Origin of the sequence: Streptomyces canus, assembly GCF_030815415.1 — a bacterium.
Taxonomy (GTDB): Bacteria; Actinomycetota; Actinomycetes; order Streptomycetales; family Streptomycetaceae; genus Streptomyces; species Streptomyces canus_F.
In genome coordinates this window covers 7,460,508-7,479,701 of the sequence record NZ_JAUSWW010000001.1, presented here as the reverse complement: position 1 = coordinate 7,479,701, position 19,194 = coordinate 7,460,508, and the positions used below count along the sequence as shown (strand labels likewise).

Here is a 19,194-nt window from a genome sequence, read left to right as displayed (position 1 = left end):
TCACTGCGATGGTATCCGGAGGAAGGCGTAGGCCTCGCATCCGGTTGACGCCGGTCCCACTACCTGGACGTTCGCCAATTGATCAAGGGTGCAGCCAGCCACCGAACGGCAGGTTCCGGACAACCGTGAAGACCAGCAGCGATGCGCCGACGACCCAGAGGTGCACGGGCCGCAGATCGAGCCGCAGCGGTCGCCCTCGCGCGGCACGGACCACCCAGACGGTCCACAGCACGGCGAAGCCCAGATAGCCGAGCACGGCGGGCGCGTTGGCCTGGAGCGCGGTCAGGAAGTCCCCGTGGACGAACGCGTGCGCGCTGCGCAGTCCCCCGCAGCCGGGGCAGTACAGGCCCGTCAGGCGCAGCAGCGGACAGACGGGGTAGTGGCCCGGCTCGTTGGGATCCACGGCGGCGACGTACGCGAAAGCCCCCGCGACGGCCGCGAGGACCCCCGCGGGCACGGCCAGCCGTCCCGTCCTCGCCGCGTACGACGTCACCCTGTGGCTGTCGGCGTTCACGCCTTGCATTGTGCCTCGCCCGGGCCCGGACACGCGTGAGGGGCGGCACGGGGCCGCCCCTCGGGACGTCGTACGTGACTGCCCTACGGCGATCAGCTCTCGCTCTGCGCCGAGGTCACGAGCGGCTTGTGCGCGTCCTTCGGCATGCCCAGACCCATGGCGCTCATGATCCAGCCGATGATGCCGCCGGCGACCACGATCACCATGCCCGCCCAGAATCCCAGCGGCTCGGCCAGCACCATGAAGGCGCCCGCGACGCAGAAACCGATGAAGGCGATAGTGACACCGGTCCAGGCGGCCGGGGTGTGACCGTGGCTGCTGCCCGCCATGACTTGCTCCTCGTTGCTGTAAACGTGTCTGAGCCGGACGCTCAGGGCCATTGTTCCGCACGCACGCGCGCAAAGTGATCGGGGGTGGTCCAACCAACCTAAGGGGCGCGGGGCTGCATCGAATATGCGGCTCCGCCGCGCGGGCGCGACGGCCCCCACCGGCGCGCAGCCGAAAGTCAACCCCGCTACGCCCCGGTGGGGTCTTCCCCTCGGTCCAGGGCCTTCCACATCTCCTCGGGCCGGTCAGGATCGGCCGCCTTCGGCCTGCGAACCGGACGCGGCCCACCACTGCGCTCGTAGCGACCGGACATCGCGGGCCACAGCCGCCCGTACCGCAGCGCGAGCAACCCGGCCAGCAGAATCAACGCCCCGCCGGCGGCGGCGACATACGGCCAGGCGGTATGGCTCAGCGCGGCGACCGTCGCGGACGCGTCGCCGGAGGCCTTCGCGGCCTGCTCGTCGAGCGCGGACGCGTCGTCGACACCGAGGAGCGCCGCCGCGATGATCCCGGCGCCGGAGAGCGCGAGCAGCGCGGCGACCGCGAAACGGCCGGCCCTGCGGACGGCGAAGACGGCGACGAGCGCGGCGAGGCCCACTATGGCGAGGGCCGCGGGCACGCCCGTGACGTCGCTGCCCTTGGCGGTGAGCGGGAAGTCGCCGCCGGCGACGGTCGCGGTGCCCTCCGACCACTGCTGACGGGTCGCGAGCAGCGCCACGGCCGCGCCGAGCGCGCCGGAGAGTAGGGCTACGGCGAGGCTGAGCCGGCCGGCCCTGGCGGGTCCGGCGGCTTCGGAACGGGGGGGAGGAACAGCAGTCACCAGTCCACTATCGCCCCAACCCCGGGCGAAGTGTCACCCGGGGTTCGTATGAGAAGCGCCCTATTGCCCGAGTCGGTTCGCCGTGTGCACCGCGCGCAGCACCGCGGCCGCCTTGTTCCGGCACTCCTGGTCCTCGGCGACCGGGTCGGAGTCGGCGACGATTCCGGCGCCGGCCTGGACGTAGGCCGTGCCGTCGCGGAGGAGGGCCGTGCGGATGGCGATGGCCGTGTCGGAGTCGCCCGCGAAGTCGAGGTAGCCGACGCAGCCGCCGTACAGCCCGCGCCGGGACGGTTCGAGTTCGTCGATGATCTGCATCGCGCGCGGCTTGGGGGCGCCGGAGAGGGTGCCCGCCGGGAAGCATGCCGTCAGGACGTCGAAGGCGGTGCGGCCCGGGGCGACCTTGCCGGTCACCGTCGAGACGATGTGCATCACGTGCGAGTACCGCTCGATGGACATGAAGTCCACGACCTCCACGGAGCCCGGCTCGCAGACGCGCCCCAGGTCGTTGCGGCCCAGGTCGACCAGCATCAGGTGCTCGGCGCGCTCCTTGGGGTCGGCGAGCAGTTCGTCGGCGAGAGCCTGGTCCTCCTGCGGGGTGGCTCCGCGCCACCGGGTGCCGGCGATGGGGTGGACCATGGCCCGCCCGTCCTCGACCTTCACGAGGGCTTCGGGGGACGAGCCGACGACGTCGAAGCCGTCGAAGCGGAACAGGTACATGTACGGGGAGGGGTTGGTGGCCCTCAGGACCCGGTACACGTCCAGCGCGCTTGCCGTGCAGGGTGTTTCGAAGCGCTGCGAGGGGACGACCTGGAAGGCCTCGCCCGCGCGGATGCGCTCCTTGATGTCCTCGACGGCCTCGCGGAAGTCCTCGCCGCCCCACAGGGCGGTGTACTCGGGGAGCTCGGAGGGCGGGAGGACGGCGGGCGGCTGGGCCACCGGGCGGGTCAGGTCCGCCTGCATGGCGTCCAGGCGGGCCACGGCGTCCGTGTAGGCCTCGTCGACGCCGGTGTCGAGGTCGTTGTGGTTGATCGCGTTGGCGATCAGCAGGACCGAGCCCTCCCAGTGGTCCATCACCGCGAGGTCGCTGGTGAGGAGCATGGTCAGCTCGGGCAGTCCCAGGTCGTCGCGCTCGCCGGGGCCGATCTTCTCCAGGCGGCGCACGATGTCGTAGCCGAGGTAGCCGACCATGCCGCCGGTGAAGGGCGGCATGCCGTCCTGGTGGGGGGTGTGCAGGGCCTCGATGGTGGCGCGCAGGGCGGCGAGGGGGTCGCCGCCGACGGGGACGCCGACGGGCGGGGCGCCGAGCCAGTGGGCCTGACCGTCCCTCGATGTGAGGGTCGCGGCGGAGCGCACGCCCACGAACGAGTAGCGAGACCATTGAAAAGCCGTGCGGCCGTTCTCCGCGGACTCCAGCAGGAAGGTGCCGGGGCGCTCGGCGGCGAGCTTGCGGTAGAGGGCGACCGGGGTGTCGCCGTCGGCGAGGAGCTTGCGCGTGACCGGGATGACGCGCCGGTCGGTGGCGAGCTTGCGGAAGGTCTCGAGGTCCATGGCGGCTGACCTTACTGATCCGGGGCGGACACGCCGGAATCGGCGTCCTTGAGCAGCACGTCGACGTCGAAGCAGGTGCGTGCGCCGGTGTGGCAGGCGGCGCCGACCTGGTCGACCTTGACCAACACGGTGTCGGCGTCGCAGTCGAGCGCGACCGACTTGACCCACTGGAAGTGGCCGGAGGTGTCGCCCTTGACCCAGTACTCCTGGCGGCTGCGCGACCAGTACGTGCAGCGGCCGGTGGTCAGCGTGCGGTGCAGCGCCTCGTCGTCCATCCAGCCGAGCATCAGCACCTCACCGGTGTCGTACTGCTGGGCGATGGCGGGGACGAGCCCGTCGGCGGCGCGCTTGAGGCGGTCGGCGATCTCGGGGTCGAGGTTGCTGGGAGGGGGCGTGCTGGTCATGGTTGCCATTGTGCCGCGCGCCACCGACAGGTCTGGCGCGGTGTCCACTGTGCGGACCCGGTGTGCGGTCGTAGGCTGACGGCATGTCGACTTTCGCCAAGCGTGAACGACTTCTGCTCGCCGATCTTCTGGAGACCGCCGGTCCCGAGGCACCGACCCTGTGCGAGGGCTGGCAGACCCGGGACCTGGCGGCGCACGTGGCGGTGCGCGAGCGCCGCCCCGACGCCGCCGGGGGTCTGCTCATCAAGCAGCTCGCCTCCCGTCTGGACAAGGCGATGGGGGAGTTCACGGCCAAGCCGTACGAGGAACTGATCCAGCTGATCCGTACCGGCCCGCCGCGCTTCTCGCCCTTCTCCCTCAAGCAGATCGACGAGGCGTCCAACACGATCGAGTTCTACGTCCACACCGAGGACGTCCGCCGTGCCCAGCCCGACTGGACCCCGCGCGAGCTCGACCCGGTCTTCCAGGACGCGCTCTGGACGCGTCTGGAGCGCACCGCCCGCCTGATGGGCCGCAGCGCTCCCACGGGCCTCGTCCTGCGCCGCCCGGACGGCCAGACGGCGGTGGCGCACCGCGGTGCCCCGGTCGTGACGGTGACCGGCGAACCCTCGGAGCTCCTGCTGTTCCTGTACGGCCGGCACAACGCCGCGCAGGTCGAGCTGGACGGCGACAAGGACGCGATCGCCAAGCTGCACGAGGCGAAGGAGCTGGGGATCTAGGCGCTACTTCGGGAGCTCGGCGCGGCGCAGGTCCCTGGCGCACAGGGCCACGACCCCGCCGAGCCCGCAGACCGCCGCGCTGACGGCGAACACGGGGCCCGTACCCCACGTTCCGATGGCCGCGGCGGACAGCGGCATGCTCAGCGGGGCGAAACCCAGGCTCATCAGACTGGCCACGGCGGTGACCCGGCCCAGGTAGGCGGGGTCGGCCTGGGTCTGCAGCAGGGCCCCGCACATCGCGCCGCTGAGCCCGGCGAGCAGCCCGACCAGCAGGGCCGTGCCGACGGCGACGCCGATACTCGGCGCCTGGGCGAGGGCCCCGATCGCGACCGACCCGGCGATGATCGTGCCCGCCGCCACCCGCCCCGCGTGCGGCAGCCGCCCGCGGACGGTGAGCAGCAGGGCCGCGGCACCCGCGCCGACGCCGAACCCGGCGAGTATCCAGCCCATCCCCGCGGCGCCCCAGCCTCGTTCGTCGGCGAGGAGGGTCAGACCGACGTTGAGGGGGCCGACGAAGCCGAGGTCGCCGAGGGCGATGGCCAGCATCAGCGGGGCGAGGACACGGTGGCCGCGGATGTGGCGCAGGCCGGCCGTCAGGTCGCCCCAGGCGGTGCCTCGTGCCCCGGGCGTCCCGTCGCCGGCGGGCACCTCCCGTATGCGCACGGAGACCAGCAGCGGCACGGACACGGCGATCAGCAGCCCCGCGAGGCCGAACGCCGCCGCCGAGCCGCCGACCGCCACGCCGAGCCCGCCGAGCGGTCCGCCGACGACGCTCGCGATGCGGATGCCGAGACCTCGCATGCCCTGCACGCGCGCGAGCTGGTCGCGTGACGTCACGCGCGCGGGGAGGGCGCCGACGGCCGGGACGAACACCGCGTCGACGGCGCCGAAGACCAGGGCGAGCACGGCCAGCGGCCACAGCCCCGGGCTGGTGGGGAGCAGCAGCGCCGCCACCGCCAGCACCGCCGCGCAGCGCACCACGTCGCTCCCGATGACGACCCTGCGCGGTCCGAGCCGGTCGGCGATCACTCCCCCGCCCAGCATCAGGACCGCCCGCGGCAGCGCGCTCGCCGACATCACGAGGCCGGCCTGCGAGGGGCTTCCGGCCTGTACGGCGGCCCAGGACAGGGCGATGTAGTACACGCTGTCGCCGACCATCGAGGAGGTGTAGGCGGCGAGCCAGCGCAGGACGTTGGCGTCGCGGTGGGCGGGGCGGGGGGTGACGTCGGGCGCGGAGATGAGCGTGGCGGGCACGGAACCGGGTCCTCTCAGGCGCGGAAGGGGAACGCGTACGTGTGCACCGCGACGTTCTCGCGACCCTCGGTGTCGCCTGCGGCGTCGGCGGCCCGGCCCCGCTCGTCGTACTGGTGCAGGAGCGCGAGCATCTCCTTGTTCAGCTCGGCCAGTTCGTCCGCGGTGAGGCGGAGTGCGGCCTCGGAGGACTCGGCTGTCCGGTTCCACTCGTGGCTCCAGTGGGCGCGTTCGTCGAGCCAGCGGCGGTACATGTCCATGCGCTGCTCGGCGAAGAGCCTGCTGGCCGCGGTGTGCGCGGCCGCTTCCTCGGGGGCGTCGCGGAAGTCCTCGTCGCGGATGCTCACGCCGTCCGAGGCGGGCTGCCACCACCTCTCCCGGCCGTCCGCGCTCTGCGGCCGGGCCTCTTCGATCAGGCCGTGCTCGGCGAGCTTGCGCAGGTGGTAGCTGACCAGCGAGACGGCCTCGTCGACCGCCTCGGCCAGCTGCGAGGCGGTGGCGACCCGGGCCAGGGTCAGATTCCGGTACAGCCTCATCCGCAACGGGTGCGCGAGCGCCTTGAGGGTGCCCACGTCCGTGATCCGCCGGTCCCGTTCCTTGCCTGTCATGCCTCCACGGTAGATACGAAAGAAAAGTTGCGCAATGAATTTTGCGCAACTTCTCTTTCGCATCTGTCCACAAGTAAGCCCCGGCCACCAGGTGCCCGGGGCTTACCTCAATGCCTCATACACGTCACCGCACGGGGTGTCCGGCCCCTCGCAACGCGTCCTTCACCTCGCCGATCCGCAGATCCCCGAAGTGGAAGACCGAAGCCGCCAGCACCGCGTCCGCCCCCGCCTCGATGGCCGGAGCGAAGTCGGCGAGCTTGCCCGCACCGCCGGAGGCGATCACCGGAACCGTCACGTGCTTGCGGACGGCGGCGATCATCTCCAGGTCGTAGCCGTCCTTCGTGCCGTCCGCGTCCATCGAGTTGAGCAGGATCTCGCCCGCGCCCAGCTCGGCGGCCCGGTGCGCCCACTCGACGGCGTCGATGCCGGTGCCCTTGCGGCCACCGTGGGTGGTGACCTCGAAGGTGCCCTCGGGAGTGCGCCGCGCGTCCACCGACAGCACCAGGACCTGGCGCCCGAACCGCTCCGCGATCTCCTTGATCAGCTCGGGGCGCGCGATGGCGGCCGTGTTCACGCCCACCTTGTCCGCGCCCGCCCGCAGCAGCTTGTCCACGTCCTCGGCGGTGCGCACGCCGCCGCCGACGGTCAGCGGGATGAAGACCTGCTCGGCGGTGCGGCGCACCACGTCGTACGTGGTCTCGCGGTTGCCCGACGAGGCGGTGATGTCCAGGAACGTCAGCTCGTCGGCGCCCTCGGCGTCGTACACCTTGGCCATCTCGACGGGGTCGCCCGCGTCGCGCAGGTTCTGGAAATTGACGCCCTTGACGACCCGGCCGTTGTCCACGTCCAGGCAGGGGATGACTCGTACGGCGAGGGTCATGCGGACACTCCGGGTTCTCCGCCGGAGCGGAATGCCTCCACCTCGACCTCGACGACCAGGCTGGGGTCCACGAAGCCGGAGACGATGATCATGGATGCGGCGGGCCGGACGGCGTCGAACAGCTCCTTGTGAGCGCGTCCGACCTCCTCCACGTCCCGGCCGTGGGTGAGGTACATGCGCGTCCGCACGACGTCCGCCGGGCCGAGTCCCAACTGCTCCAGCGCCGCGAACGCGACCTTGAAGGAGTTGACCGCCTGCTCGTACGGATCGCCCGCGGCGATCTCACCGTCCACGATCGACGTGCAGCCGGAGACCAGCACCAGGCCGTTGGGCAGCTCCACCGCGCGGGAGTACCCGAAGGCCTCCTCCCAGGGCGCGCCGGTCGAAACGCGTCGCAGATCGCTCACTCGGCCACCGCCTCCAGTGCCTCTTCCAGGGTGAACGCCTTCGCGTACAGGGCCTTCCCGACGATGGAGCCCTCGACACCGAGGGGTACCAGCTCGGCGATGGCCCGCAGGTCGTCCAGCGACGACACCCCGCCGGAGGCCACGACCGGCCGGTCGGTGGCCGCGCAGACGTTGCGGAGCAGCTCCAGGTTCGGGCCCTGCAGCGTGCCGTCCTTCGCGATGTCCGTGACGACGTACCGCGCGCAGCCCTCCTTGTCGAGGCGCTCCAGCGTCTCGTAGAGGTCGCCGCCGTCGCGGGTCCAGCCGCGGCCCTTGAGGGTGGTGCCGCGTACGTCCAGGCCGACCGCGATCCGGTCGCCGTGCTCGGCGATGATCCTGGCGACCCACTCGGGGGTCTCCAGTGCGGCGGTGCCGAGGTTCACGCGGGTGCAGCCGGTGGCGAGGGCCGCCGCGAGGGAGGCGTCGTCGCGGATGCCGCCGGACAGCTCCACCTTGATGTCCATGGCCTCGGTGACCTGGCGGACCAGGTCCCGGTTGTCGCCAGTGCCGAACGCGGCGTCCAGGTCGACGAGGTGCAGCCACTCGGCGCCCGCCCGCTGCCAGGCGAGGGCGGCCTCCAGCGGGGAGCCGTACGAAGTCTCCGTGCCGGACTCGCCATGCACGAGACGGACGGCCTGGCCGTCACGGACGTCGACGGCGGGAAGGAGTTCGAGCCGTGCGGGGTTCGAAGGCATCAGAGGGTTCCGATCCAGTTGTTCAGCAGCTGCGCACCGGCGTCGCCGGACTTCTCGGGGTGGAACTGCGTGGCCCACAGGGCGCCGTTCTCCACGGCGGCCACGAAGGGCTTGCCGTGCGTGGACCAGGTCACGAGCGGTGCCCGCATCGCCGGGTTCGAGGTCTCCAGGGTCCAGTCGTGGACGGCGTAGGAGTGCACGAAGTAGAAGCGGGCGTCCGCGTCCAGGCCGGCGAACAGCTGGGAGCCGGCCGGCGCGTCCACGGTGTTCCAGCCCATGTGGGGCACGATGTCGGCCTGGAGCGGCTCGACCGAGCCGGGCCACTCGTCGACGCCCTCGGTCTCCACGCCGTGTTCGATGCCGCGCGCGAAGAGGATCTGCATGCCGACGCAGATGCCCATGACCGGGCGCCCGCCGGAGAGCCGGCGGTCGATGATCCAGTCGCCGCGCGCCTCCTTGAGGCCCTTCATGCAGCTGGCGAAGGCGCCGACGCCGGGCACCAGCAGGCCGTCGGCGTTCATGGCCTTGTCGTAGTCACGCGTTATCTCGACCTCGGCCCCGGTGCGTGCGAGGGCCCGTTCGGCGGAACGGACGTTGCCGAAGCCGTAGTCGAAGACGACTACCTTCTTGGCGGACGCGCTCAACTCCACACCTCCAGCCTCATGACGCCGGCGACGAGACACATCGCGGCGCCGATGGAGAGCAGCACGATGAGCTGCTTCGGCATCCCCTGCTTGACGAAGGAGTAGATCCCGCCGGCCAGGAAGAGGCCGACGACGATCAGGACGGTCGACAGCCCGTTCACAGCGCGCCCTTCGTGGACGGGAGGATGCCGGCCGCGCGCGGGTCGCGCTCGCAGGCGTAGCGCAGGGCCCGGGCCAGCGCCTTGAACTGGCACTCCACGATGTGGTGCGCGTTGCGACCGTACGGCACGTGCACGTGCAGCGCGATCTGGGCCTGGGCGACGAAGGACTCCAGGATGTGCCGGGTCATCGTGGTGTCGTACTCGCCGATCATCGGCGCCATCTTCTCGGGCTCGGTGTGCACGAGGTAGGGGCGGCCGGACAGGTCGACGGTGACCTGGGCGAGGGACTCGTCCAGCGGGACCGTGCAGTTGCCGAAGCGGTAGATGCCGACCTTGTCGCCGAGCGCCTGCTTGAAGGCGGCGCCGAGGGCGAGGGCGCTGTCCTCGATGGTGTGGTGCGAGTCGATGTGCAGGTCGCCCTCGGTCTTCACGGTCAGGTCGAACAGACCGTGGCGGCCGAGCTGGTCGAGCATGTGGTCGTAGAAGCCGACACCTGTCGACACATCGACCTTGCCGGACCCGTCGAGGTCGATCTCGACGAGGACCGAGGTCTCCTTCGTCACCCGCTCGATTCTTCCGATGCGACCTTCGCGAGTCATGCGCTCTGCTCCTTCTTCAGTTCACGGACCGCGTCGAGGAACGCGTCGTTCTCTTCGGGGGTGCCGGCGGTGACCCGCAGCCAGCCCGGCACTCCGTTGTCCCGGACCAGGACACCCCGGTCGAGGATCTTCTGCCACACGGTGTGGGAGTCGTCGAACCGCCCGAACTGCACGAAGTTGGCGTCCGACGCCGTGACCTCGTACCCGGCCGCCAGCAGCTCGGCGACCAGCCGGTCCCGCTCCGCCTTCAGCTGCTCGACGTACTTCAGCAGCGTGTCGGTGTGTTCCAGGGCGGCCAGGGCGGTCGCCTGGGTGATCGCCGACAGGTGGTAGGGCAGTCGTACGAGCTGTACGGCGTCGACGACCGCCGGGTGCGCGGCGAGGTAGCCAAGGCGCAGGCCGGCCGCGCCGAAGGCCTTCGACATCGTCCGGGAGACGACGAGATTCGGCCGACCTTCGATCAGCGGCAGCAGCGAGGCGCCGTGGCTGAACTCGATGTACGCCTCGTCGACCACGACCAGCGAGGGCTTGGCGGCCTGCGCGGCCTCGTACAGGGCGAGGACCGTCTCGGCCGGGACCGCGGTGCCGGTGGGGTTGTTGGGGGTGGTGACGAAGACGACGTCCGGCCGGTTCTCGGCGATCGCCTTCTCGGCGGCGGCGAGGTCGATCGTGAAGTCCTCGTTGCGCGGACCGGAGATCCAGCCGGTGCCGGTGCCGCGCGAGATGAGCCCGTGCATCGAGTACGACGGCTCGAAGCCGATCGCCGTACGGCCCGGTCCACCGAAGGTCTGCAGCAGCTGCTGGATGACCTCGTTGGAGCCGTTCGCGGCCCACACGTTGGCCAGGCCCACCTCGTGACCGGACGTGTCCGTCAGGTACTTCGCGAGCTGCGTGCGCAGTTCCACGGCGTCCCGGTCCGGGTAGCGGTTGAGGTTCCGGGCGGCCTCACGGACCCGCTCGGTGATGCGCTCGACCAGCGGCTCGGGCAGGGGGTAGGGGTTCTCGTTGGTGTTCAGCCGTACGGGGACGTCCAACTGGGGTGCGCCGTAAGGGGACTTGCCGCGCAGCTCGTCCCGTACGGGGAGATCGTCGATGTCAGTCACTTGCCTTCAGGAACCTTCCACCCGAACCGTGCCTTGATCGCCGCGCCGTGCGCGGGCAGGTCTTCCGCCTCCGCCAGCGTCACCACGTGATGCGCCACGTCGGCCAGCGCGTCCTTCGTGTAGTCGACGATGTGGATGCCCCGGAGGAAGGACTGCACCGACAGCCCGGAGGAGTGGCAGGCGCAGCCGCCGGTGGGCAGGACGTGGTTGGACCCGGCGGCGTAGTCGCCGAGCGACACGGGTGCCCAGGGGCCGATGAAGATCGCGCCCGCGTTGCGGACCCGCTCGGCGACCGCGGTGGCGTCGGCGGTCTGGATCTCCAGGTGCTCGGCGCCGTAGGCGTTGACGACCCGCAGGCCCTCGTCGATGCCGTCGACGAGGACGATCGCGGACTGCTTGCCCTCCAGGGCCGGGCGGATCCGCTCGTCGATGTGCTTGCTGGCCGCGACCTGCGGCTCCAGCTCCTTCTCGACCGCGTCCGCGAGCGCGACGGAGTCGGTGACCAGGACGGCCGCCGCGAGCGGGTCGTGCTCGGCCTGGCTGATCAGGTCGGAGGCGACGTGCACCGGGTCGGCGGTGTCGTCCGCGAGGATCGCGATCTCGGTCGGACCGGCCTCGGAGTCGATGCCGATCTTGCCGGTGAAGTAGCGCTTGGCCGCGGCCACCCAGATGTTGCCGGGGCCGGTGACCATGGTGGTGGGCGCGCAGGACTCGGTGCCGTACGCGAACATCGCGACGGCGGTCGCGCCACCGGCGGCGTACACCTCGTCGACGCCGAGCAGCGCGCACGCGGCGAGGATCGTCGGGTGCGGCAGGCCGCCGAAGTCGGCCTGCGCCGGAGAGGCGAGGGCGAGGGACTCGACGCCGGCCTCCTGGGCCGGGACGACGTTCATGATCACGGAGGACGGGTAGACGGCCCGCCCGCCGGGCGCGTACAGCCCGACCCGGTCGACCGGCACCCACTTCTCGGTGACGGAACCGCCGGGCACGACCTGGGTCGTGTGGGTGCTGCGACGCTGCTCGCGGTGGACGAGACGGGCGCGGCGGATGGATTCCTCGAGGGCCGCGCGCACGGCCGGGTCGAGGGATTCCAGCGCGTCGCTGATCGCCTGGGCCGGGACCCGTACGGATTCCAGCCGCACGCCGTCGAACTTCTCGGCGAAGTCGATCAGCGCCGCGTCACCCCGATGATGCACGGCCTCACAGATCGGACGCACCTTCTCGAGGGCGGCCGAGACGTCGAAGTCGGCTCGGGGCAGCAGGTCGCGCAGGGCGGGGCCCTCGGGGAGGGCGTCGCCGCGCAGATCGATTCGGGAGATCACGGGGTCAATTCTCTCAGACCGCGGTTCGGCGTCGTTCGGGCATTCCAGTGGCTGATACGCAACCTGGAAGATCCCCCTCACGTCTAGCGTTCAGGGCGTCACCGAGCGGGCATGACCAGCATGAACAGTTGTGCGAAACGAGTGAGCGACGGAGAGGGACGGAAGAGCCGTGACCGACGGGGCCGGCATCCGGGACGGGGACCTGCCGGGCGATCTGACCGACGCCGAGGCCGGGATGTGGCAGGCCTTCCGCAACGGCAGCGTGTACGACCTGAGCAGCGGCGACTCGGTCGTCGACGATCCGCACGGCGGGCATCCGTGGGGACCCGAGCGGACCGTGCGGGCCCGCATCGTGTGCTGGCTGCTCCTGGACGGGCCGCCCGCGCTCGCGGGCCGGGTGTCGTCCCTGAAGCTGAGCGGGGTGCAGATCAGCGGCATGCTGGAGCTGGCCGGCGGCATCGTGGTGCCGTACATGGAGATGCGGGGCTGCCGTTTCGAGCGGGACGTCCTGATGCCGGAGGCCCGCTTCACGACCATGCGGATGGTGGACTGCTCGGTGCCGCGCCTGGAGGCGGCCCGCATCCACACGGAGGGCGACCTGCACCTCCCCCGCTGCCGCTTCCACAACGGCGTACGGCTGACCGACGCCCACATCGGCACCGACCTGCTGCTCAACCAGGCGATCGTCTACCGGGACCGCAGCGGCCGCTCGATCGCCGCCGACGGCATGACCGTCGGACAGGATCTCCAGGCCGAGCTCCTCGAGTCGCACGGCGAACTGAGCCTGCGCAGCGCCAAGATCGGCGTCTCGCTGAGCCTGCGCGGCGCGAAGCTGGCCAACCCGTACACACGGCTCGCGCTGAACGCGCCGCAGCTGACCGTCGAGCGCTCGATGTACCTGACCCCGGCGGGCATCGGCAACGCGCTGCTGAGCGGGGCGACTCCGGCGCGCGGGACGCGTATCCAGCGGTTCACGTGCGAGGGCGGACTGCGCCTGGACGACGGGCGGTTCGGGGACGCCCTCGACTTCGAGCGGGCGCGGTTCACGCTCACCGACGACCAGGAGGTGTCGCTGCGCCGCATCCAGACGCCCGAGCTGCGCTTCCTCGGGGAGCATCCGGCGCGCGGCACGGTCGTGCTGTCGGGGGCGCGAGTGGTGAACCTGATGGACCGCACGGACAGCTGGCCGGGTCCGGGGCGGCTGCACATGGGCGGCTTCAGCTACGAGAACCTGGTGCCGAGGGGCCCGTTCCCGCTGGCCGAGCGGCTGGAGTGGGTGACCGCGGCGACCGCCGAGTACAACCCGGAGCCGTACGAGCGGCTGGCGACCGTGCTGCGGTCCGGCGGCGAGGACGAGGACGCGCGCGAGGTGCTGCTCGCCAAGCAGCGCCGGCGCCGCGAGACGCTGCCGCCCGCCGCCAAGCTGTGGGGGTACGCGCAGGACTGGACGGTCGCCTACGGGTACCGGCCGGGGCGGGCCCTGGTGTGGATGGCGGTGCTGTGGGCGGCGGCCTCGCTGGCCTTCGCGCACGCGAACCATCCGCCGATCAAGAGCGGCGAGGCGCCGTACTGGAACCCGGCCCTGTTCGCCCTCGACCTGCTCCTGCCGGTCATCGACCTGGGCCAGGTCGGTTTCTGGCAGCTCAGGGGCGGCTGGCAGTGGCTGGCCGCGGTGATGATCCTGCTGGGCTGGATCCTGGCGACGACGGTGGCGGCCGGGGCGACGAGGCTGCTGCGGCGGAGTTAGGCCGCCGGGCACAGCGGGCGAACAGTTGTTGAACAGTAAACGCTTTACCGACTCTTGACTTACCGTCGTACAACTTTCCACACTTTGCTCGAAACCTCTGGCGCATCCCGGACCAGCGGCTTTTCAATGGTCGACACCATGGCTCTGCTGCCCCCCTTCGTCCGCTCCCCGAGGACGGCCAGGACCCCCGTCCAGCACCCCGCCGTCGCGCTCCCCGCCGACGACGAGGTGCTCCTCGACGCGCCGGACGACCACCTGGGCCCCGCCCTCGTGGCCGCCGGGCAGGGCACCTGGCAGACCGCGTCCCGGCTGCTCGCCGCGACCCGCGAGGGCGCCGCGTGGGAGAACCGCGACCGGTACGCCGTACGACTGGCGTCCTTCGCTCAGTCGCGCGCCGAGTGGTTCGAGGACTGGCGTACGGCCGCCCCGCACGACCCGGACATGCTGCTGGTCGGCGCCCAGCTCGCGGTGGCCCGCGCCTGGCAGTCGCCGGCCAGGGCGGAGCTGCTGCGCGAGGTGAGCCCGCTGATCACGGCCGCCGCGCGCGGCGACGACCGCGATCCGGTGCCGTGGCGGATAGCGCTGGACCACGCACACGGCTCGAACGCCGGGCACAAATACTTCGAGGAGCTGTGGGAGGCGGCGATCCGCCGCGCCCCGCACCACTACGGCTGCCATGCCGCCGCCATGCGCTACCTCGCCGACAGCTGGCACGGCTCCCACCAAGAGTGCTTCGATTTCGCCGAGACGGCCGCGCAGGACGCCCCCGCCGACTCCCTCGTCCAGGCGCTGCCGACGCGTGCCGCCCTCGCCTATCTGACCGACGGTTGCGGACCCGACGTGGCGCACGAGCGGCTGGACGCGGCGGCGGACCGGGCGATCGCGCTGTCGGCCCGTTTCCCGGCGGCCGACCCCTGGCCGGCGGAGATGCGGAACAAGCTGGCCTACGTCCTGTCCCGCCTGGGCCGCTGGACGGACGCGCTCGAGCAGGTGAGGCTCATCGGCCCGTACGCCACGTCATTCCCCTGGGACCGGCTCTCCGACGATCCGCTGGGCCGGTTCCTGGAACTGCGCGAAGAGGTCCGCCTGCACGCGGCCTCCGGACATCCACGGAGTGGGCACACGGAACGTGCACACCCCGGCGACCATTAGGCTTCTGCGCCGTGACCACCGTCCGTCTTCCCCTCTTCCCTCTGAACTCGGTTCTGTTCCCGGGGCTGGTGCTGCCGCTGAACGTCTTCGAGGAGCGCTATCGCGCCATGATGCGCGAACTGCTCAAAACCCCCGAGGACGAATCGCGCCGCTTCGCCGTCGTGGCGATCCGCGACGGCCTCGAGGTCGCCGTGAGCTCCCCCGGCATGCCCGACCCGACGGCCCTGCCCGAACGCGGGCCCGCGGCGGGCTTCGGCACGGACCCGCTCAAGGCGTTCCACGGCACCGGCTGCGTGGCCGACGCGGCGACGATCCGGGAGCGTGAGGACGGCACGTTCGAGGTGCTGGCGACGGGCACCACGCGCGTGCGTCTGCTGTCGGTGGACGCCTCGGGTCCGTTTCTGACGGCGGAGCTGGAAGAGCTCCCGGAGGAGCCGGGCGAAGGGGCGGGCGCGCTGGCGGAGGGCGTTCTCAGGGCCTTCCGGCAGTACCAGAAGCGTCTGGCGGGCGCCCGCGAGCGCTCGCTCACGACGGGCTCGGAGCTGCCGGACGAACCCTCGGTGGTGTCCTACCTGGTGGCCGCGGCGATGATGCTGGACACCCCGACCAGGCAGCGCCTGCTCCAGGCTCCCGACTCCGCGTCCCGCCTGCGCGACGAGCTGAAACTCCTTCGCTCGGAGACGTCCATCATCCGTAACCTGCCGTCGTTGCCGGCGTCGGACCTGACGCGCGGTCCGACGAGCCTGAACTGAGCCGGGGCCCCGAATGGCGAAGAAGTCGAAGAAGCAGCAGTCGGGCGGCACGCCCGCGACGGTGGCGCTGACGGCGGCGGGCGTGGAGTACACGGTCCACGCCTACGACCACGATCCCGCCCACCCCTCCTACGGCGAGGAGGCGGCCGAGGCGATGGGCGTCTCCCCGGAGCGCGTCTTCAAGACCCTGGTGGCCGACGTCGACGGCGCCCTGACGGTGGCCGTGGTCCCGGTCGCCGGCCAGCTGGACCTGAAGGCGCTCGCCACGGCGGTCGGCGGCAAGCGCGCCGCCATGGCCGACCCGGCTCTGGCCGAACGCACCACGGGCTACGTCCGGGGCGGTATCTCCCCGCTGGGCCAGCGCAAGAAGCTCCCGACGGTCCTGGACGCCTCGGCCTCGGCCCACCCCACGATCTGCGTCTCGGCGGGCCGCAGAGGCCTGGAGGTCGAACTCACCCCCGAGTCCCTCTCCGCACTGACCCAGGCGATCCTGGCCCCCATCGGCCGCGCCTGACCTCTCGACGCGGCTGACTTCCTCGGCTAAGCACGAGGGACATGTCGAAGAAAACGCGAAAGCGAAAGTGGCGCATGAAAAAGGGCCGAGCAAACCACGGCAGGCGACCGGCCTAGCACTCGTTCCGGTCACGTGCACCTCTCGACGCCGGTCCAGGCAATCTCAGCCCGTCCGGCGTTTGAGGACAAGGCCCGTTCAGGGCCGGCAGCGGGGGTCTGGGGGCGCAGTCCCCAGGGACGGGACGGGTAGGGGCGGCGGGGGCGAGGAAACCCTCGCCGCGGCCACCGCCCACCGAAGCCCTACACCGACGGCGCCCCATGAGGCCCGTACGGCCCCTGCGGCGGATACGGCTCAGGATCCCGCGGCCCGAACAGCGCCGTGAGCCCCAGATGCACCACCAGCGCCCCGAACGGCCACGCCAGCCACGCCCCCTTCGCCGACAACTTCAGCGGCGCCGAGAAGGTGACCCCCTTGCCCACGGACTTCGCATGGGCGATCACATCCTGCGCGGGCCCCAGCCAGATCCCGACCCGCCAGGCCAGCAGCGACCCGAGGAGCCCCCCGACACCCAGCGCCACGACCAGCGGCACACCACCGCGCCGCCGCACCAGGAACACCACGAGCGCGCTCACGAGACCGAACGCCAGCCCCAGCAGAGTGAACGTTCCGTCGACCCCGATCGCCTGCTCCCCCTCGGTGTCCCCGAGGTAGACGACCCAGCTCTTGTCGACGACGTCCCCGACCAGCGGCACATGCGGCGCCAGCCACCACCACAACACCCCGAGCAGCACCCCGCCGAGCGCCACGGCGAGGGCGACGACGACGGCCTCGCGTACTTCGGTCGCCATGCCGGGACCGCCGTACGCGGCCTCGTGGGACGCGGGAGCCTTGTACCCGGCGGCAGGCGACTGCCACGCGGCGTGCGGGGGCTGTTCGTGCGGCGGCGGGGGCGGAGTCAACGGTGCGGTCACCCTGACATCGTGCCAGGCCCGCCTGTGCGGCGCGTCACCGGACGGCCGCCCGACGGTACGCCCAGGTGGCGACGGCCAGCGACACAACCCCCACGACCCCGCACACGGCGAGGTCACCGACCACGAACGCCCAGTCGGGATCCGGTCCGAACGTCCGCGCGAACGCCTCCACGCCGTAGGTCGACGGCAGCAGATCCCGCAGGAACCGCACCGCCTCCGGCATCCGGTCGGCCGGCAGCACGCCGAGCAGCAGCGCCGCGGACATCCCCAACTGCCCGAGCACCGTGGCCAGTTCCGGCCGCGGCGCGAGCAGCCCGAAGGCCGCCCCGAGCCCGGCGAGGGCCGCTCCCGCCAGCGGGATCACGGCGAGGAGCACCCACAGATGCGCCAGCGGCAGCCCGAACAGCACGCACCCGAACACCGCGGTCACCACGGTCCCCGGCACGGTGAAGGAGGCGTACGCCCCCGCGGCCCCGAGCACCACGGCGGCCGGCGGCACCGGCAGCGTGGCGTAGTGGTCGAGCCCGCCGCTGGCCCGCAGCTGTCCGAAGTACTGCGCGAGCAGGTTCAGCGCGACGAAGGCCACGACGAGCACCGACGATCCCGCGACGACGGCCTGCGCCTCGGCCCCGCCGTCCACGACCCCCCGCATGAGGACCATGATCCCGACCGACTGGAAGGTCGCCACGAACAGCAGCGGGATGCGCGCCACCCGCGCACGGGACAGCTGCGCCCGGTACACGGCCGCGAGCGACGGCCACAGCCGCGCACGCGGCCCGAGCTCGGCCGCGCCGCGGACCGTCTCCTCGACGGCCCGGGCGCTGCCCGGCAGAACCTCGGCGGGTACGACACTCACGTGGCGCTGCTCCCTCTCACAGACGGGTTCACTCCGGCGTTCGTCCTGTTCCGTACGGATGCTACGGCCCGCGCACTCAAGCCCGGCTCAAGGTCCCGCATCGCGCTCACGCCTTCACCAGCCCCTGCTGCGCCGCCCCGCCGAGCGCCAGGTAGACGTCCTCCAGGCTCGGCGTGGCCAGGGTGAAGTCGTCGAGGGCGGCGAAGGCCGCTCCCCCGGTCACCGTCGCGACGACCGCCCGCGCCTCCTCGGGCGCGAGCCGCAGCGTCCAGCGGCGCCCGGAGGCGACGGCCCGGTCCTGGAGCGCGGCGACCTCGGGGACGTGCAGCGGAGCGGCCTCGCGCCATACGAGGTCGACCCGGACCTCCCCGGCGACCTGCTCCTTGAGCCCGACGGGGGTGTCGCAGGCGATCACCCTGCCCTGGTCCAGGACGGCGACCCGGTCGAGGACGGTCTCGGCCTCGATGACGTTGTGGGTGACGAGTAGTACGGTCGTCCCGCGCTCGGCCCGCCGCCGGTCCACGGCGGACCAGACGGCCCGCCGCGCGACGGGGTCCATCGCGGTGGTCGGCTCGTCGAGCACCAGCAGCGGCCGCTCGCCGACCAGCGCGGCGGCGAGGCACGCCAGCCGCCGCTGACCGCCGGAGAGCTTGTTGATGGCCCGTCCGGCGAGCGAGGTGAGGCCCAGTTCGTCGAGTACGGCGTCCCGCTCGGCCCGCGCGGCGCGTGCCTCGAGTCCGCGCAGTCGCCCGGTGGTCTCGGCGGCGAGCGAGACGGTCAGTTCGTCCAGGGCGGTGGACTCCTGGCCGAGATAGGCGAGGATCCGCGCGGCCCGCTCCGGGTGGCGCACGATGTCGTGGCCGAGGATCTCGACGCTGCCCCGGTCGGGCCGCATCAGCCCGGTGAGCTGCCGTACGAGGGTGGACTTGCCGGCGCCGTTCGGCCCGAGGAGTCCGAAGATCTCGCCGCGCCGGATGTCGAGCCGCACATCGTCGGTGGCACGCACCTCGGGGGTCGCGGGAACCCCGCGCCGGCCACGTACCGCCGGATAGGTCTTGGTCAGTCCGCGCACCGCGCACACGACATCGTCACCGTGCCGAAGTGCCTGTGCCGCGCGCGTACTCACAAGGGACGAGAGTACGGGGTCGGCAAGCTCCGCTC

23 protein-coding genes are annotated in these 19,194 nt (G+C 71.9%); 5 read left to right on the top strand and 18 right to left on the bottom strand.

Going from position 1 to position 19,194, the window contains the following annotated elements:
* Window positions 1-82 precede the first annotated feature (82 nt).
* The 5 genes from QF037_RS34570 to hisI form a co-directional block, all read right to left on the bottom strand.
* Window positions 83-523 carry a DUF2752 domain-containing protein gene (locus QF037_RS34570; RefSeq protein ID WP_307032065.1) on the bottom strand — a complete coding sequence of 147 codons (441 nt, stop codon included), beginning with the start codon at window positions 521-523 and terminating at the stop codon, window positions 83-85.
* An 83-nt stretch (window positions 524-606) separates the two neighbouring features.
* Complete coding sequence (locus QF037_RS34565; protein ID WP_307032064.1) at window positions 607-843, bottom strand: HGxxPAAW family protein; 237 nt, start codon at window positions 841-843, stop codon at window positions 607-609.
* Between the two features lie 185 nt (window positions 844-1,028).
* Complete coding sequence (locus QF037_RS34560; protein ID WP_307032063.1) at window positions 1,029-1,661, bottom strand: TIGR02234 family membrane protein; 633 nt, start codon at window positions 1,659-1,661, stop codon at window positions 1,029-1,031.
* A gap of 60 nt (window positions 1,662-1,721) precedes the next feature.
* On the bottom strand, window positions 1,722-3,209 hold the full coding sequence (locus tag QF037_RS34555) for an anthranilate synthase component I (RefSeq protein WP_307032062.1): 1,488 nt from the start codon (window positions 3,207-3,209) through the stop codon (window positions 1,722-1,724).
* 11 nt (window positions 3,210-3,220) lie between these two features.
* A complete protein-coding gene (hisI, locus tag QF037_RS34550) occupies window positions 3,221-3,613 on the bottom strand; it encodes a phosphoribosyl-AMP cyclohydrolase (protein WP_307032061.1) in 393 nt (130 codons plus the stop codon).
* An 83-nt stretch (window positions 3,614-3,696) separates the two neighbouring features.
* Here hisI and QF037_RS34545 point away from each other — a divergent pair, with 83 nt between their 5' ends.
* Window positions 3,697-4,332, top strand: a complete 636-nt coding sequence (locus QF037_RS34545) for a TIGR03085 family metal-binding protein (protein ID WP_307032060.1) — start codon at window positions 3,697-3,699, stop codon at window positions 4,330-4,332.
* A 3-nt stretch (window positions 4,333-4,335) separates the two neighbouring features.
* Here the strand turns inward: QF037_RS34545 and QF037_RS34540 are convergent, their stop codons facing one another.
* The 10 genes from QF037_RS34540 to hisD all read right to left on the bottom strand — a co-directional run bounded on the left by QF037_RS34540 (window position 4,336) and on the right by hisD (window position 12,041).
* On the bottom strand, window positions 4,336-5,586 hold the full coding sequence (locus QF037_RS34540; protein ID WP_307032059.1) for an MFS transporter: 1,251 nt from the start codon (window positions 5,584-5,586) through the stop codon (window positions 4,336-4,338).
* A gap of 14 nt (window positions 5,587-5,600) precedes the next feature.
* Window positions 5,601-6,191 (bottom strand): ArsR/SmtB family transcription factor, encoded by a 591-nt coding sequence (locus tag QF037_RS34535; RefSeq protein ID WP_307032058.1) that lies wholly within the window; start codon window positions 6,189-6,191, stop codon window positions 5,601-5,603.
* A gap of 124 nt (window positions 6,192-6,315) precedes the next feature.
* Window positions 6,316-7,071, bottom strand: a complete 756-nt coding sequence (gene hisF / locus QF037_RS34530) for an imidazole glycerol phosphate synthase subunit HisF (protein ID WP_307032057.1) — start codon at window positions 7,069-7,071, stop codon at window positions 6,316-6,318.
* Window positions 7,068-7,478, bottom strand: coding sequence for a RidA family protein (locus tag QF037_RS34525; RefSeq protein ID WP_307032056.1), 411 nt, complete (start codon window positions 7,476-7,478; stop codon window positions 7,068-7,070). Before QF037_RS34525 ends, hisF begins: the two co-directional genes overlap by 4 nt.
* On the bottom strand, window positions 7,475-8,212 hold the full coding sequence (gene priA, locus QF037_RS34520; RefSeq protein WP_307032055.1) for a bifunctional 1-(5-phosphoribosyl)-5-((5-phosphoribosylamino)methylideneamino)imidazole-4-carboxamide isomerase/phosphoribosylanthranilate isomerase PriA: 738 nt from the start codon (window positions 8,210-8,212) through the stop codon (window positions 7,475-7,477). The genes QF037_RS34525 and priA overlap by 4 nt, the downstream gene beginning before the upstream one ends.
* Window positions 8,212-8,862 carry an imidazole glycerol phosphate synthase subunit HisH gene (gene hisH / locus QF037_RS34515; RefSeq protein ID WP_307032054.1) on the bottom strand — a complete coding sequence of 217 codons (651 nt, stop codon included), beginning with the start codon at window positions 8,860-8,862 and terminating at the stop codon, window positions 8,212-8,214. Before hisH ends, priA begins: the two co-directional genes overlap by 1 nt.
* Window positions 8,853-9,017: a hypothetical protein gene (locus tag QF037_RS34510; protein WP_307032053.1), complete on the bottom strand. Its 165-nt coding sequence runs from the start codon at window positions 9,015-9,017 to the stop codon at window positions 8,853-8,855. The genes hisH and QF037_RS34510 overlap by 10 nt, the downstream gene beginning before the upstream one ends.
* Window positions 9,014-9,616, bottom strand: coding sequence for an imidazoleglycerol-phosphate dehydratase HisB (gene hisB / locus QF037_RS34505; RefSeq protein ID WP_307032052.1), 603 nt, complete (start codon window positions 9,614-9,616; stop codon window positions 9,014-9,016). Before hisB ends, QF037_RS34510 begins: the two co-directional genes overlap by 4 nt.
* On the bottom strand, window positions 9,613-10,719 hold the full coding sequence (locus QF037_RS34500) for a histidinol-phosphate transaminase (protein WP_307032051.1): 1,107 nt from the start codon (window positions 10,717-10,719) through the stop codon (window positions 9,613-9,615). The genes hisB and QF037_RS34500 overlap by 4 nt, the downstream gene beginning before the upstream one ends.
* Window positions 10,716-12,041 (bottom strand): histidinol dehydrogenase, encoded by a 1,326-nt coding sequence (gene hisD / locus QF037_RS34495; protein ID WP_307032050.1) that lies wholly within the window; start codon window positions 12,039-12,041, stop codon window positions 10,716-10,718. Before hisD ends, QF037_RS34500 begins: the two co-directional genes overlap by 4 nt.
* Window positions 12,042-12,210: 169 nt before the next feature.
* Between hisD and QF037_RS34490 the strand changes: the two genes are divergently transcribed.
* From QF037_RS34490 to ybaK, 4 genes are all read left to right on the top strand, one after another.
* On the top strand, window positions 12,211-13,788 hold the full coding sequence (locus QF037_RS34490; protein WP_307032049.1) for an oxidoreductase: 1,578 nt from the start codon (window positions 12,211-12,213) through the stop codon (window positions 13,786-13,788).
* A 126-nt stretch (window positions 13,789-13,914) separates the two neighbouring features.
* A complete protein-coding gene (locus QF037_RS34485) occupies window positions 13,915-14,940 on the top strand; it encodes a hypothetical protein (protein WP_307032048.1) in 1,026 nt (341 codons plus the stop codon).
* 11 nt (window positions 14,941-14,951) lie between these two features.
* Entirely contained in the window at window positions 14,952-15,692 is a 741-nt protein-coding gene (locus tag QF037_RS34480; protein WP_307032047.1) for an LON peptidase substrate-binding domain-containing protein, read from the top strand.
* Window positions 15,693-15,705: 13 nt separating this feature from the next.
* Complete coding sequence (gene ybaK / locus QF037_RS34475) at window positions 15,706-16,206, top strand: Cys-tRNA(Pro) deacylase (protein ID WP_307032046.1); 501 nt, start codon at window positions 15,706-15,708, stop codon at window positions 16,204-16,206.
* 299 nt (window positions 16,207-16,505) lie between these two features.
* On the opposite strand, the gene QF037_RS34470 is transcribed toward ybaK, so the two are convergent.
* From QF037_RS34470 to QF037_RS34460, 3 genes are all read right to left on the bottom strand, one after another.
* The gene (locus QF037_RS34470) at window positions 16,506-17,177 is read right to left on the bottom strand and encodes an AAA family ATPase (protein WP_307032045.1); all 672 of its coding nucleotides are present in this window, start codon (window positions 17,175-17,177) and stop codon (window positions 16,506-16,508) included.
* A gap of 34 nt (window positions 17,178-17,211) precedes the next feature.
* A complete protein-coding gene (locus QF037_RS34465) occupies window positions 17,212-18,033 on the bottom strand; it encodes an ABC transporter permease (protein ID WP_307032044.1) in 822 nt (273 codons plus the stop codon).
* Between the two features lie 106 nt (window positions 18,034-18,139).
* The gene (locus QF037_RS34460) at window positions 18,140-19,114 is read right to left on the bottom strand and encodes an ABC transporter ATP-binding protein (protein WP_307037517.1); all 975 of its coding nucleotides are present in this window, start codon (window positions 19,112-19,114) and stop codon (window positions 18,140-18,142) included.
* Window positions 19,115-19,194: the final 80 nt, after the last annotated feature.